A 13,968-nucleotide genomic window follows, 5' to 3' on the forward strand; every position below is an offset into this window, starting at 1 on the left:
GCGGGGGGCCGACTTCCGATACGGTTACAGGGCGCTTTGGACGCGCCCGGCGACGTCGGCCGGGACCCACTTGGTCCAGACGTCGGGCTTGTTCTTCAGGAACCACTTGGCCACGGCGTTGGATTCATCGCCGGACTCTTCCATGTGGGCCAGCGTTTCGTTGATGACGGGCAGCGGCACCGACACCTTGGACAGGAACTCGGTCAGCTTGGGCGCTTCTTCCGAGAACTTGGTGTTCACCGCCGTGAAGACGGGGTTATCCGGGTAGGCGCTGGGCTCGGGCTTGGCGCACTTGGACGACGTCAGGCACTTGTGCTTTTCGGCATCGTAAGGCGGCATGTCGAGCTTGACCAGATCCATCGCGCCAACCAGCGGCGTGGGCGACCAGTAATAGAACACCACGTTCTGCTTGCGCTTGTAGGCCGACATCAGCGCGGCTTTCTGCGCAGCGCCGGTGCCGGGCGAGTACAGGGTGTAGCTGTCATCCAGCTTCAAGGCGTGGAACAGGTTGTTGCTGGTGACTTCGCAACCCCAGCCCGCCGGGCAGCCGTAGAAACGGCCCTTGCCGGGTTCTTCCGGATCCTTGAATTCGTCCTTGAACTTGGGCAGGTCGGCGGCCGACTTCAGTTCGGGCAGGCGTTCAGCGGTGTAACGGGGGATGTACCAGCCTTCGGCGCCCATGTAGAGGTCGCCGATGCGCTTGACCTTGCCGGTCTTTTGCGCGCGCTCCCAGGGGTCCGCCACGCTGTTCAGCCAGATTTCGGTATTGATATCCAGATCGCCGCGCTCCAGCGCGGCCAGGGCAGGCAGCGTTTCCGTCGGCAGGGTTTCGGTTTTGCAGCCGTAGCCCTTTTCCATGATGAAACGTTCGACATCGACCAGAACCAGATTGGATTCCCAGTTCATGGCGCCGAAATTGACCGGGCGCTTGATTTCACATTGCGGGGCGTCGGCGGCTTGGGCCGCGCCGGCGAATGCAAACAGAACGGCCGCGGCGGCCAGGGTCTTGACAGGGGTAAAACGCATTGGCTTTTTGCCTCCATAGGTTCAAGGACACACGCCGGGCCTGGCCCGGAAGTGCCGTGGAGCTAAGGGGGTTGTGCGGAAGACGGGCAGAACCGCCAATACAAACCGACACTAGCGACAAGAAGAACCGCAAAGGCGCGGGTTCTTGCAAGACAGGAGTTTCAAAAACACGATTTTTGAAAACCCACAGAAATTGAACAAAACTGAACGAAGAAGGCAGCATCTTAAACGAAATTGCTGCGCTACCCAAGCCCGAGCTTGAATAAGTCAGATACATTCGCGGCCGAAAAGCTACGGGATTACCCTTGTCAATACGGGGCGATTCGGGAATTTCCCCTGGGGAATATTGGTTTCAAATGAACGATACATTTAGTTAATATTTTGATCTTATCAGTACATACAGCGCGTTCCAACAGCCCCGAAACCGCGATCCGGTCCGCCGCCGACGTCTTTTTGATGGACCTTGTTCAGGCTGCGTTCAGCTTAAATTCAACTTCTGGTCAGCCGACAGGGCTTCCGGGTCGCCATACATGTAGTCGCGCCGCCATGGGTAGGCCAGGTCCGCCGGGTGGTCCAGCTCGTCGGAACGCCCCACGGCGGGCGGTTGGCCCAATATCTGGTGCAGCGCGATCCAGCCGTGCTCGAACGCCATGGCGCAGCCCGCCAGGTACAGGCGGTAGGCGCGCAGCGAGCGCGCGCCCTCTTCCCCTTTCAGCACCTGCGCCGCTTCGGGCAGCCGGGCTTCCAGCGCATCGCTCCATGCCCACAGCGTGCGGGCGTAGTGCGGGCGCAGGTTTTCGACGTCCACCTCTTCCAGGCCTCCATTGGTCATCGCCTGCATGACCACGCTGATGTGCGTCAGTTCACCGCCCGGGAAGATGTACTTTTCGATGAATTCGCCCATGCCGTTGCCCAGTTCGGCGTTGTAGACGCCCGCCGCGGTAATGCCATGGTTCATGATCAGCCCGCCGGGTCGCAACAGGCGGCGCAGCTTGGCGAAATAGCCGTCCAGTTGCGCGCGGCCCACGTGCTCGAACATGCCCACCGACGCAATCTTGTCGAACGGCGCGGACTCATCCAGCTTGCGGTAGTCCAGCAGCGACATGCGCACGCGGCCCGACAAGCCCTTTGCCTCGATCAGCTTTGTCACATAGGCGTGCTGGTTGCGCGACAGCGTGATGCCGGTGGCATCCACGCCATAGTGTTCGGCTGCCCACAACAGCAGCCCGCCCCAACCCGCGCCCACATCCAGGAAGCGCTCGCCCGGGCGCAGCCGCAGCTTGCGGCAGATGTGATCCAGCTTGGCCTCCTGGGCCTGCGCCAGCGTCATGTCGGGCGTGCGGAAATAGGCGCAGGAATACACGCGGCGCGGGTCCAGCCACAGCGCATAGAAGTCATCCGACAGGTCGTAGTGGAATTCGATCTGCTTGGCGTCGCGCTCGATGGAATGGCGCCACACCGACATCACGCGGCGCACCAGCTCGGTCAGCCAGCCGCCGCGCGCGGCCTCCACGGGCGAACCCGGCAGCAACGCCGAGGCGGCCGCCATGACGTCGCGCATATTGCCTTCGATATCGATGCGCCCTTCCACGTAGTCCTGGCCCAGCACGCCCACGCCGCCTTCGGCCAGATGGGCCAGCGCGGCCTTGTCATGCGTGACGAATCGCACGCGCGGATCGGGCGGCCCCACCACCGCGCCGTCGGGCAGCACCAGTTGCACCGGCACGGGCAGGGCTTGAAGTTTGCGTTCCACGACAGACAGCAAAGGATTCACGGCATCTCCTCTGAAACGACAGGTCGCCGGGGACTTTATCGGAAAAGCGATGACATTTCCCTGTCAGGTGGCGCGTGATAAAGTCGCTGGCTTGGCGCAGAACCGACGGGTAACCGATACGCGCGCCCTGTCCCTGCGTTTTACCGCGATCACCATGTCCCCATCATCTGTTTCCCGCAGCGGCCTGCCCGGCTGGCTCATTCTCATGGGCGCGCTGACCGCGATCGGTCCGTTCGCCATCGATATGTATTTGCCCGCGTTCCCGACCATCGCGGCAAACCTGGGCGTGCCGCGTGGCGATGTCGAACGCACGCTGGCCGCCTACCTGATCGGGCTGGCGCTGGCCCAGGTGTTCTACGGCCCGATGGCCGACCGCTTCGGCCGCAAGCCGCCGCTGATGGTGGGCCTGGCGCTGTTCATGGTGGCGTCCCTGGGCTGCGCGCTGTCGGGTTCCGTTGAAGCGCTGACCGGCTGGCGCGTGGTGCAGGCCATGGGCGGCGCGGCCGGTATCGTGATCCCGCGCGCCGTCATCCGCGACCACTATGAAACCCACGAGGCGGCGCGCGCGATGTCGCTGCTGATGTTGATCATGGGGCTGGCCCCGATTCTTGCGCCGCTGGCGGGCGGGCAGTTGCTGGCTATCGCGTCGTGGCGCAGCCTGTTCTGGATCATGCTGGCGGGCGGCGCGATGTTGATGGTGGCGGTGGCCCGCATCATGAAGGAATCGCTGGCGCCCGAGCGCGTGGTGCCCCTGCGCTGGAGCACCATCCTGCGCAACTATCGCGACCTGTTCCGGCATCGTGGCTTCATGGCGCACAGCCTGGCCGGCGGCTTCGGCCAGGCCGGCATGTTTGCCTACATCATTGGTTCGCCGCGCGTCTTTATCGAGCTGTACGGTGTGCAGCCGCAGTATTACGGGCTGCTGTTCGGCACCAATGCGTTGTCGCTGATCGTCTGCTCGCAGATCAGCGCCCGCCTGCTGCGCACCTACAAGCCCCGCCAATTGCAACGCTGCGCGCTGACGTCGCTGGCCGCCGCCAGCCTGGTCGCGGTGGGCTTGACGCTGGCCGGATGGATGACGTTGGCTCTCTTGATGGTGTGCCTGATCTGCTACATGGGCAGCCAGGGTTTCGTGAACCCGAATTCGGCCGCGCTGGCTTTGTCGGACCAAGGCAAGCGCCTGGGCGCGGCGTCGGCGCTATTGGGGACGCTGCAATTGTCCTGCGGCGCATTGGCCGGCTTTGCGGTCAGTGCCTGGCAGACGGACAGCGCCCTTCCCCTGACCACCACGCTGGCCACCTGCGCCTGCCTGTCCTGGATCTCGGGCCGTGTGGCGCGTTCGCACACGGCCTGACGCACCGCCGCTTGATTTACCTGCGTTTTTCGTATTAGAATCTACGTCTTCACATGAAGTTTCCCGTGCGGGACTACTATGCTTTGTAGTTCAGCACTCTGACCCCAACCGCGCATTTCGGTACTTTGGCAAAAACCCAGGTACACGGCGGATGGCAGGCAGCGGGTATAAGCACGGGGCAGGTTCCACTTGCCCCTCATCCACTAAGACTGGGTGGCCGGCAAGGCAGCGCAACGCAACACAGCGCGCCTCAAACAGCCCGGCGGCTAAAACCCTGTCTACCTCCCCCAAGCGATGCGCGACAAGAACGACATAAAGAGGTGCATCCATGGCACGCGTATGCCAAGTGACCGGCAAAGGCCCGATGGTGGGCAACAATGTTTCGCACGCGAACAACAAGACCAAGCGTCGCTTCCTGCCCAACCTGCAATCGCGCCGGTTCTGGGTTGAAAGCGAAAACCGCTGGGTTCGCCTGCGTGTTTCGGCCAAGGCCATCCGCACGATCGACAAGAACGGCATCGACGCCGTGCTGGCCGAAATGCGTGCCCGCGGCGAACTGGCTTAATCAGCCTACCCGCCAATCTACATACTAGGAGCACGACATGGCCAAAGGTATCCGCGAAAAGATCAAGCTCGAGTCGACTGCCGGCACGGGTCATTTCTACACGACGACCAAGAACAAGCGCAACATGCCCGAGAAGATGCTGATCAAGAAATTTGATCCGGTCGCTCGCAAGCACGTTGACTACAAGGAAACCAAGCTGAAGTAATTCAGCCGGTTTTCCCTGCTAGTGAAAAAGCCCCGCCATCGCGGGGCTTTTTTTGTTGGCGCGAGGCGTTTTTTATTATTGCCGCGCGGCAAAGCGGCGTGCTTCAATTGGCCGCAACCCCGCCCCGACCCCTTGCCTGCGATATCCGCCATGCTTCGTCCCTGCCTTACTTTGCTGCGCCGCGCGCTGGCGCCCGCACTCCTGGCCCTGGCACTGACGCCCGTTGGCGCCGCCTCCGCCAAGGACAAGGAACCGCCGATACGCATCGGCGAGATCAACAGCTACAAGGCCATTCCCGCCTTTCTGGGCCCGTACAAAAAGGGCTGGCAGCTGGCAGTGGAAGAGGTCAACGCCGCCGGCGGCGTGTTGGGCCGGAAGCTGGAAGTGATTTCGCGCGACGACAACGGCAACCCGGGCGATTCCGTGCGCGCCGCGCAGGAGCTCATTGCCCGCGAAAAGGTCGAGCTGATCTTCGGCGGCTTTCTGTCCAACACCGGCCTGGCGCTGACGGACTTCGCCAAGCAACAGCGGGTGTTTTTTCTGGCCGCCGAGCCGCTGACCGACAAGATCACCTGGCAAGAAGGCAACCGCTACACGTGGCGCCTGCGCCCGTCCACGTGGATGCACGTGGCGGCCCTTGCGCCCAAGGCCCTGGCATTGCGCAAGAAACGCTGGGCCATCGTCTACCCCAATTACGAATACGGGCAATCCGCCGTGGCCACCTTCAAGGCCATGATGAAGTCGTTCCAGTCCGATGTGGAATTCGTGGCGGAACAGGCCGTGCCGCTGGGCAAGGTGGACGCCGGCGCGGTGGTGCAGGCCCTGGCCGACGCCAAGCCCGACGCCATTTTCAACGTGTTGTTCGCCGCCGACCTGACGCGGTTTGTGCGCGAAGGCAATACGCGCGGCTTGTTCGAGAACGTGCCGGTGGTGTCCGTGCTGTCGGGTGAACCGGAATACCTGGAGCCCTTGGGCGCCGACACGCCCGCCGGCTGGATCGTGACCGGCTACCCCTGGTATGCCATCGACACCCCCGCCAATACCGCCTTCGTGGACGCCTACAAGAAGCGCTACAACGAAACGCCCAAGGTCGGCTCGGTGGTCGGTTATGCCTCCTTGATGTCGATCGCCCAGGGGCTCAAAGCCGCCGGCGCCGTTGATACGGAAAAGCTGGTGGACGCGTTTGGCGGCCTGAAAGTGGACACGCCCTACGGGCCGATCCACTACCGCAAGATCGACCACCAATCGACGATGGGCGTCTACGTGGGCGTCACGACGCTGGAAGACGGCAAGGGCGTCATGAAAGACTTCGCCTACATCGACGGCGCGCGCTTGCAGCCGCCCGATGAACAGGTGCGCAAGATGCGTCCCGCCGACTGATGAGCCTGTCGGGGCTGCTGTCGCAGCTGCTTAACGGCTTGGCGGACGCCAGCGCCTTGTTCCTGGTGGCCGCGGGCTTATCGCTGATCTTCGGCGTGACCCGCGTGGTGAATTTCGCCCATGGCTCGTTCTACATGCTGGGCGTGTACCTGGCGTGGACCTTCACCAACTGGTTCGGCACGGGCGCCGCTTATTGGCTGGGGCTGCTGCTGGCCGCGCTGGTGACGGGGCTGGTCGGCCTGGCCGCCGAATGGTTGGTGTGCTGAAGCGGCTGTACCGGGCGCCCGAACTCTTTCAATTGCTGGCCACGTTTGCGCTGGTGCTGATCATCGGTGATGCGGCACTGGCCATCTGGGGCCCCGAGGACCTGTTCGCCGCGCGCGCGCCCGGGCTGTCCGGCGCCGTGCAAATCCTGGGGCGGCGCTATCCGCAATATGACCTGCTGCTGATCGCCGCCGGCCCCGTCGTGCTGGGGCTGCTGTGGCTGCTGCTGATGCGCACGCGCTGGGGCCGCCTGCTGCGCGCCGCCTCCGAAAACCGCAACATGCTGGCCGCCCTGGGCGTGAACCAGGCGTGGCTGTTTACGTCGGCCTTCACGCTGGGCGCGTTTCTGGCCGGGCTGGGCGGCGCGCTGGCCGCGCCGCGCGTGCCGGCCACGCTGGGCCTGGACCTGGAAATCATCGCCAGCGCTTTTGTCGTGGTGGTAGTGGGCGGTCTGGGCTCGATTCCCGGCGCGTTCCTGGCGGCGGTGCTGATCTGCTCGGTCAAGGCTGTCTTCGTATTCCTGGGCCAGGTCGCCATCGGCCCCTGGGTATTCAACCTGTCCAAACTGACTTTGCTGGCGGAATTTGCCGTGATGGCGGTCGTGCTGGTGGTGCGCCCCTGGGGCCTGCTGGGGAAGCCGCCCGCCCCCTCGTCCCACGCCGGCGCGCCCGAACGCCCGATCACGCCTGCCGGCCCGCGCCTGCGGGTCGCCTACGGCACGCTGCTGGTGCTGCTGGCCCTGGTGCCCGTCGCCACGCTGCACTGGCCGTATCTGGGCATCCTGATGACGGAGATCCTGATCGCCGCCCTGTTCGCCGCCAGCCTGCATTTTCTGACCGGCCTGGCGGGCATGACGTCGTTCGGCCACGCCGCCTGGTTTGGCCTGGGCGCGTATGGGGCCGCCCTGCTGCTGAAGCTGGCCGCCATTCCCATGGAAGCCGCGCTGTTGCTGGGCCCCTTCGCCGCGGCGTTCGGAGCGCTGTTGTTCGGCTGGTTCTGCGTGCGCTTGTCCGGCGTGTATCTGGCCATGTTGACGCTGGCCGTGGCGCAAATCCTATGGGCGATGGCCTATCAGTGGGACGACGTCACGGGTGGCAGCAACGGGCTGATCGGGCTATGGCCGTCGGCGTGGCTGACGCAGGGCCCCTGGTTCTATTACGTGACGCTGGCGCTGTGCGCGGCAGGCATCGCATGGCTGCGCCGGCTGGCGTTTGCGCCGCTGGGCTATGCACTGCGCGGCGTGCGCGATTCGCCGCTGCGCGCCGAGGCGCTGGGCATGGACACCCGCCGCGTACAGTGGGCGGGCTTTGTCGCAGCGTCCTTCGCTGCCGGGCTGGCCGGGTCGTTGTACGCCTTTTCCAAGGGCAGCATCGCGCCGGACGTGCTGGCGGTCAGCCGGTCGGTAGACGGGCTGGTGATGGTGTTGCTGGGCGGCCTGCAAACGCTGGCGGGGCCGCTGGTTGGCGCCGCTGCCTACACCTGGCTGCAAGACGTTGCCGCGCGCAGCACCGAGTACTGGCACGCGGTGTTGGGCGTGGCCATCCTTGTGCTGGTCATGGCATTTCCCGACGGTCTGGCGGGCGCCGCTGCGCGGCTGAACCGGAGGCGCGCATGACGCCCCCCACCGCCCCCTTGTTGCAGGTGCAAGGCCTGCGCAAGTCCTTTGGCGGGATCGACGCCTTGGCGGGCGTGTCGTTCACGCTGGACGCCGGTCAGATGCTGGCGCTGATCGGGCCGAATGGCGCGGGCAAGTCCACCTGTTTTAACGCGCTGGGCGGCCAGTTGCGGCCCGACGCGGGATCCGTGCGCCTGGGTGGCCGTGAATTGGTCGGCCTGTCGGCGGGCAAGATCTGCCGGCTGGGCGTGGGCCGCACCTTCCAGACCGCTGCCACATTTCGTTCGATGACGGTGTGCGAAAACGTGCAGACCGCGCTGCTGGCGCGCGACCGGCTGCTGTTTAGCCCCTGGCGCCGCGCCGGCGGCCATGCGCGGGACGAAGCCATGAACCTGCTGGCGCAGGTGCACATGGCGGACAAGGCCCACGCGCATTGCGGCACGCTGGCCTATGGCGACGTCAAGCGGGTGGAACTGGCCATGGCCCTGGCGCATCAACCACGGCTGCTGTTGATGGATGAACCCACGGCGGGCATGGCCACCAACGAGCGGCACGCCTTGATGCGGCTGACGCGCGAGGTGGCCGACACCCAGCGCATCGCCGTGCTGTTCACGGAACACAGCCTGGACGTGGTGTTCAAACACGCCGACCGCATCGCGGTACTGGTGCGCGGGGCCCTGCTGGCCGAAGGCGCCCCCGCCGTCATCGCGGCGGATGAACGCGTGCGCGCCGCCTACCTGGGTACGGAAACCCCCTGATCCGCCGGGGCTTGCGCGGGCGTCTGGCATTCCCAGAATATCCGCGCCTGACAGCCCGCACAGATACCGCGATCCAGCTTGGCGTAGATTTCGCGCAGCGCGGTCGCCTTGTCCGGGTAGATATGGTCTGCCCCCAGCCGATCCAGGAACCCCGTTCGGCGCCACATGTCCAGCACTTCGGGCCGGGGGCGGTGGAAATACAGGTCACCGCCCATCGCGCGCCGCGCAACAAGTTCGTCTTCCCATACCTCGGCGCCGGCCAGATCGATGAAGTTCATGCTCTTGGCCATCACCAGCAGATGGCGCGGCGCGTCGGGGGCTTCGCGCAATTCGTGCAGGCGCTGCGCCACGTGCGCCGCCGCACCGAAGTAGATGGATCCTTCCATGCGCAGCAACTTCAATTGCGGGCATTCCGGCAGCGCGTCCGGCTGGTGCGCAAGCACCACGAAGCGCCGATCCGGCCCGCGCGAATCAAAGCCCATCGTGCGCATGGCGGGGCGCGAGGTGCGGTGCAGGTACGCCATCAGCGACAGCACGGTGCCCAGCAGAATGGCCACTTCCATGCGGATGGTGACGGTGGCGGCCAGCGTGGCGGCGGCAATCGCACATTCGCCCGGTTGCATCCGGATCAATTGGCGCCAACGGGGAATGTCCAGCAATGTCCAGGCCACCAGCAACAACAGCCCTGAGATAGCGGCGTTGGGAATCATGGCCAGCAGCGGTGCGGACAGGGCCACCAGCAACACCAGCAGTACCGCCGAAAATACCGCTGCCAGCGGCGTCTTGGCGCCCGCTTCAAAATTGGGAATCGACCGGTTCAGCGAACCGCAGGACAGGTAGCAGGAAAAGAAACCACCGACGATGTTCGACAGCCCCTGCCCCACGAATTCGCGGTTGGCGTCGATACGCTGGCCCGACCGGGTGGCCACCGCCTTGGCAATGGAGATCGATTGCGCCAGGGCCACGATGGTCAGCGCGAAGGCCAGGCTCATCAGGTCGGGCAAGGCGCGCCAGTCAACGCTGGGCACGTGGAACGGCGGCCACGGCTGCGCGATGGCGCCCACCACGGACACCGGGTCGCCGCCCCGCGTGGCCACCCACGAATTGAACGCCGCTGCCGCCACAGAACCAGCCACCAGGCCCAGCAACATGTAAGGCTTGCGCTTGTCCAGCCGCCGCACCAGCAGCGCCACGCCCAGCGTGGTCAGCGTGACCAGGATGGCGCCGGGATGCACCTGATCCAGATGCGTGCCCACGCTGACAAGCAAGGCGCCCGCCCCGTGAGACGCGGGCGACGGCACACCCAGCCCGTCTTTCAAGGCATGCACCGCGATCAGCAACGCGGCACCGCTGGTGAACCCGAACAGCGCCGATGGCGAAATGAAATGCGCCAGCGACCCCAGGCGCAGCGCGCCCACCAGCCACTGCATCACGCCCACCAGCACCGTGACGGCCAGCGCCAATTCGATGTAGCCGGGGCTGCCCGCGACGGCCAGCGGCGTCAGCACCGCGAAGAGAGCCAGCGAATTGGCATTGGTCGGACCCGACATCACGTGGCGGCTCGATCCGAACAAGGCCGCGACGATACAGGGCACGATGGCCGAATACAGCCCGTATTCGGCCGGCAGCCCGGCCAGCGTGGCAAAGGCCACGCCTTGCGGCAGCACCAGCAACGCGCCCAGCAGGCCGGCGAACAGGTCCGCCCGCAACGTGACGCGGCTGACCTCGTTCACCCATGAACCGAACAGGCGGCTCGCCAGTTTGCTTGCCGCTTGCGTCATCGTGTCGCCTGCTCCATCGTGCCTCCGGGGCGCCAAAAGCCGTCTAGCGTAATCCCTCGCTGGGGCGCGCGCAACGGCCTATGCGCGCAAGGGGCATGCGGGAAATTGCCGCGGCCGATTACTTCAGATAGCGCCGCTCAAGCTCGCGCATGGCCGCATCGCCCTGCAACGCGATGATGTCCTTGACCGACGGCAGATCGGCGTCCACCGCGTGTATGCCGCCGTCGCGCCGGATGCGCGCGAACACATCGCGCATAGCGCCCACCGCCGCGCGGATGGTCTTCCATCACCACGGCCGACACGCCCGCCGCTTCGTACTGCGGCACCATATACGACACGTTGATCGCGTTGCCAAAACCGGTATCGATGTCGGCAATGACGGGCACGCCCACCGTCGCGGCGATGGCGCGCATCATGTCCAGGTGCACGGACGAGGAAAGAATGCTGGCGTCCGGCACCGCATAGCTGGCGGACAACTCAAAGCCGCTGCCCCAGATGGCGTCAAAACCGGCATCCGCAGCCAGCCGCGCCGCCATGGGGTTGTGCGCCGACATGGCGTGCATCAAGGCGGAATCTTGCAGTTTCTGGCGAAAACGAAGGTTGCGGTTCATGGCGTGGCGTCGTCGGGGCGGCGCCCAGCGCGCCGGTTTGACGCATGGTAGCGCCATTTTTCTGAACGCAAATTCAGGGCGCAGGGGCTGAAAGACAGTCGAACGCCGTCGCCGCTTAGCCCGCGTCGCCGCCCCGGCGCCCCGCCATGGCCTGCCCGAGATCGGCCAGCGCATCGTCCGAAATCAGCCGGGATGCCATGGGCAGCAACTCGTCTTCCTCGCGCTGGATATGCGCGGCATAGGCCTGCGTGAATTCGCGGACCTGTTCGGCGGGTAAGGCGGCCGGCTGACCCGCCGCGATATCGGATAAGGCCTTGCGCAGCGGCGCCCACAACGTCGCCAGGCGGCGATGGTCGTCCATCAAGCCCTGCACCAATGCGTGCAGGCAACCCGCATCCGAGCCCGCCATGGAATCGATCAAAGCGGGGAACAGGTCTTCTTCTTCGTCTTCGTGATGGTGCACCGCCGCAGTGTCGAAATACCGGCGCACGCTGGCGGCGGCGGTTTGCGCGGCGTCGTCGCTGCCATGCACGGGCAGGTGCGCGGCCAGGCGTTCAAGCGTGGCGCACTGACGCGCGATGCGTCCGTGGCACGCCGACAGCAGGGCCAATGGGTCATCCGATCCGGGCGCGGGCGCCGGGCCTCCGGGAAAACTCACCACCATCGCACACCTCCTGCATGTTGCCGCGCCATCAACCAGAATGGCCACGCCACCACAGTCGCACGCTGTCCCAGGCGCGGCCGGCGAATCCTGCCTCGGCGACCGGCTCCAGCGCCACCACGGGAAATTGCATGGCGGGCTTGCCGTCCACCAGCACACGCAACGCGCCCACCGTGTCTTGCGCCGCAATCGGCGCTACCAGCGGCGACGCCGGCGTCCACACCGGCTCGACCTTGGCACCGGCAGGCACGGTCACGTAGGCGTCGCGTGCAAACCCGACTTTCAGGCTGTCGCTTTCGCCCTTCCAGACTTCCGGCGTGGCCACGGCCTGGCCGCTCGCGTACAGCTTGATCGTATTGAAACCCTGAAAACCCCACTCCAGCAACTGCCGGCTTTCCTGCGTGCGCAGCTTGTCGGACGCCGTGCCCACCACCACCGTGATCAGGCGGCGCTGGTCGGCGCCATTGGGCCGCCGCGCCGTCGCCACAATGCAGTAACCCGCGGAATCGGTGTGCCCTGTCTTCAGGCCGTCCACGCTGGGGTCCAGCCACAGCAGCCGGTTGCGATTGGGCTGCGTGATCTTGTTGAAGGTGAATTGCTTGGCGGAGTCGTACGTCTTGTATAGCCGCGGGTAGTCGCGAATGAAGCGCGTGGCCAGGATGGACAGGTCGCTGGCGGTTGAATACGTGCCCGGATCGGGCAAGCCGTGCGGGCTGGCGAAGTGCGTGGCGTGCAGGCCAAGCTTTGCCGCCGTGTCATTCATGCGCGCCACAAAGGCTTCCACGCTGCCCGACACCGCCTCGGCCAGCGCAATGGCCGCGTCATTGCCCGACTGGATCATCAAGCCGCGCAGCAGATCGTCCACCGTCACTTTTGAGCCGGGTTCCAGGAACATCCTGGAACTGCCCGCCGGCACTTTCCAGGCGCGCGTGGAGATGACTACGGTCTGGTTGGGGGTTATCTCTTTCTTGTTCAGGGCGTCGAACACGACGTAGGCCGTCATGATCTTGGTCAAGGACGCCGGCTCGATACGGGTGGTGGCCGCGTGCGACGCGATCACCTGCCCGCTGGTTTCGTCCAACAACAGCCAGGCCTTTGCCGACAACACAGGTTCTGGCATCGGCTGCGCCAGCGCGTTGGACAGGCATGCGGTTGCGACGAGCAGGCTCGCCGCCAATTTCTTCATCAACATAGGGGTGCTTGGAATCCATGCTTTTGTTTTTCGCGACGCAATTGGAACACGGGATGCGCGGATGGTTCAGTGACGCGCAACGCCGCGCTCGCGAGCCAATGCGCGATGGCTTTTTTTTGAAGAAACCCTTGTAGGAAGCACTTTTCTGCGTGGAAAACAACAAACAGCGGCTGAAATCCCGGCGGAAAACCGCTGGAACGGCTAGTCTTCCGCTATCATCGGGCGCGTGGCGTTAATTGCCGATACCCGGCGCGCGCTGCCCCATGTCCTCAACTACGGATTTTGACCATGGCCACGAAAGCAAAAGCTCCTGCCAAGAAAGTCACCAAGACCGCCGTCAAGGCACCTGCAAAGAAGGCAACCGCCGCCAAGACCGCTGTGAAGCCCGCAGCTAAGAAGGCCGTCGCCGCCAAGAAGGTCGCTGCTGCACCCAAGGCCATCAAGGCTGCAATGAACAAGACCCAGCTGGTCGCTTACATCGTTGAGCAATCGGGCGTTGAAGCCAAGGCTGTCAAGGCCGTGCTGGCCAGCCTGGAAACCTCGGTGCTGGGTTCCGTCGACAAGAAAGGCGCCGGCGAATTCACGCTGCCCGGCCTGTTCAAGGTTGCCGTGCAGAAGGTTCCCGCCAAGGCCAAGCGCTTCGGCAAGGACCCGTTCACCGGCGTTGAGCGCTGGTTCCCCGCCAAGCCGGCTTCGGTCAAGGTGAAGGTTCGCCCGCTCAAGAAGCTGAAGGACGCCGCGCAGTAATTCGCGCGACCATCCGGTCAAGCCGGAAAGGGGGG

General features: G+C 64.9%; 11 protein-coding genes and 2 pseudogenes. 7 read left to right on the top strand and 6 right to left on the bottom strand.

Annotated elements, in window-relative coordinates; all coding sequences use genetic code 11:
• Positions 1-24 precede the first annotated feature (24 nt).
• Together ACNPP0_RS05065 and ACNPP0_RS05070 are read right to left on the bottom strand one after the other, a co-directional pair.
• Entirely contained in the window at positions 25-1,026 is a 1,002-nt protein-coding gene (locus ACNPP0_RS05065) for an ABC transporter substrate-binding protein (protein ID WP_448705181.1), read from the bottom strand.
• A gap of 478 nt (positions 1,027-1,504) precedes the next feature.
• On the bottom strand, positions 1,505-2,800 hold the full coding sequence (locus ACNPP0_RS05070; protein ID WP_448705182.1) for a class I SAM-dependent methyltransferase: 1,296 nt from the start codon (positions 2,798-2,800) through the stop codon (positions 1,505-1,507).
• 205 nt (positions 2,801-3,005) lie between these two features.
• On the opposite strand from ACNPP0_RS05070, the gene ACNPP0_RS05075 reads away from it, so the two are divergent.
• The 6 genes and pseudogenes from ACNPP0_RS05075 (at position 3,006) to ACNPP0_RS05100 (ending at position 8,941) form a co-directional block, all read left to right on the top strand.
• Complete coding sequence (locus tag ACNPP0_RS05075) at positions 3,006-4,154, top strand: Bcr/CflA family multidrug efflux MFS transporter (RefSeq protein ID WP_448705198.1); 1,149 nt, start codon at positions 3,006-3,008, stop codon at positions 4,152-4,154.
• A gap of 328 nt (positions 4,155-4,482) precedes the next feature.
• Positions 4,483-4,719: a 50S ribosomal protein L28 gene (rpmB, locus tag ACNPP0_RS05080; RefSeq protein ID WP_006385639.1), complete on the top strand. Its 237-nt coding sequence runs from the start codon at positions 4,483-4,485 to the stop codon at positions 4,717-4,719.
• Between the two features lie 37 nt (positions 4,720-4,756).
• Positions 4,757-4,924: a 50S ribosomal protein L33 gene (gene rpmG / locus ACNPP0_RS05085; protein WP_003810296.1), complete on the top strand. Its 168-nt coding sequence runs from the start codon at positions 4,757-4,759 to the stop codon at positions 4,922-4,924.
• Positions 4,925-5,074: 150 nt separating this feature from the next.
• Positions 5,075-6,304 carry an ABC transporter substrate-binding protein gene (locus tag ACNPP0_RS05090; RefSeq protein WP_332611488.1) on the top strand — a complete coding sequence of 410 codons (1,230 nt, stop codon included), beginning with the start codon at positions 5,075-5,077 and terminating at the stop codon, positions 6,302-6,304.
• Positions 6,304-8,183: pseudogene (locus ACNPP0_RS05095) on the top strand (ABC transporter permease). The gene ACNPP0_RS05090 and the pseudogene ACNPP0_RS05095 overlap by 1 nt, the downstream one beginning before the upstream one ends.
• Positions 8,180-8,941, top strand: a complete 762-nt coding sequence (locus ACNPP0_RS05100) for an ABC transporter ATP-binding protein (protein ID WP_332611484.1) — start codon at positions 8,180-8,182, stop codon at positions 8,939-8,941. Before ACNPP0_RS05095 ends, ACNPP0_RS05100 begins: the two are co-directional and overlap by 4 nt.
• Here ACNPP0_RS05100 and ACNPP0_RS05105 read toward each other — a convergent pair.
• From ACNPP0_RS05105 to ACNPP0_RS05120, 4 genes and pseudogenes are all read right to left on the bottom strand, one after another.
• Positions 8,917-10,722 (bottom strand): SulP family inorganic anion transporter, encoded by a 1,806-nt coding sequence (locus ACNPP0_RS05105; RefSeq protein WP_448705183.1) that lies wholly within the window; start codon positions 10,720-10,722, stop codon positions 8,917-8,919. The two genes, ACNPP0_RS05100 and ACNPP0_RS05105, sit on opposite strands and share 25 nt — an antisense overlap.
• Positions 10,723-10,840: 118 nt before the next feature.
• Positions 10,841-11,333 (bottom strand): annotated as a pseudogene (locus ACNPP0_RS05110) (isocitrate lyase/phosphoenolpyruvate mutase family protein).
• 115 nt (positions 11,334-11,448) lie between these two features.
• Positions 11,449-11,997, bottom strand: a complete 549-nt coding sequence (locus tag ACNPP0_RS05115; protein WP_448705184.1) for a hemerythrin domain-containing protein — start codon at positions 11,995-11,997, stop codon at positions 11,449-11,451.
• Positions 11,998-12,025: 28 nt separating this feature from the next.
• Positions 12,026-13,186 carry a D-alanyl-D-alanine carboxypeptidase family protein gene (locus tag ACNPP0_RS05120; RefSeq protein ID WP_332611480.1) on the bottom strand — a complete coding sequence of 387 codons (1,161 nt, stop codon included), beginning with the start codon at positions 13,184-13,186 and terminating at the stop codon, positions 12,026-12,028.
• Between the two features lie 288 nt (positions 13,187-13,474).
• Here ACNPP0_RS05120 and ACNPP0_RS05125 point away from each other — a divergent pair, with 288 nt between their 5' ends.
• A complete protein-coding gene (locus ACNPP0_RS05125; protein WP_046807265.1) occupies positions 13,475-13,933 on the top strand; it encodes an HU family DNA-binding protein in 459 nt (152 codons plus the stop codon).
• Positions 13,934-13,968 lie beyond the last annotated feature (35 nt).

It is taken from the genome of Achromobacter semiaridum (assembly GCF_053543755.1).

Bases quoted from the DNA above. Each gene is read 5' to 3' on its own strand.
- ACNPP0_RS05065 (WP_448705181.1), bottom strand. From the start codon at position 1,026: ATGCGTTTTACCCCTGTCAAGACCCTGGCCGCCGCGGCCGTTCTGTTT.
- ACNPP0_RS05075 (WP_448705198.1), top strand. From the start codon at position 3,006: ATGGGCGCGCTGACCGCGATCGGTCCGTTCGCCATCGATATGTATTTG.
- rpmB (WP_006385639.1), top strand. From the start codon at position 4,483: ATGGCACGCGTATGCCAAGTGACCGGCAAAGGCCCGATGGTGGGCAAC.
- rpmG (WP_003810296.1), top strand. From the start codon at position 4,757: ATGGCCAAAGGTATCCGCGAAAAGATCAAGCTCGAGTCGACTGCCGGC.
- ACNPP0_RS05090 (WP_332611488.1), top strand. From the start codon at position 5,075: ATGCTTCGTCCCTGCCTTACTTTGCTGCGCCGCGCGCTGGCGCCCGCA.
- ACNPP0_RS05100 (WP_332611484.1), top strand. From the start codon at position 8,180: ATGACGCCCCCCACCGCCCCCTTGTTGCAGGTGCAAGGCCTGCGCAAG.
- ACNPP0_RS05105 (WP_448705183.1), bottom strand. From the start codon at position 10,722: ATGACGCAAGCGGCAAGCAAACTGGCGAGCCGCCTGTTCGGTTCATGG.
- ACNPP0_RS05115 (WP_448705184.1), bottom strand. From the start codon at position 11,997: ATGGTGGTGAGTTTTCCCGGAGGCCCGGCGCCCGCGCCCGGATCGGAT.
- ACNPP0_RS05120 (WP_332611480.1), bottom strand. From the start codon at position 13,186: ATGTTGATGAAGAAATTGGCGGCGAGCCTGCTCGTCGCAACCGCATGC.
- ACNPP0_RS05125 (WP_046807265.1), top strand. From the start codon at position 13,475: ATGGCCACGAAAGCAAAAGCTCCTGCCAAGAAAGTCACCAAGACCGCC.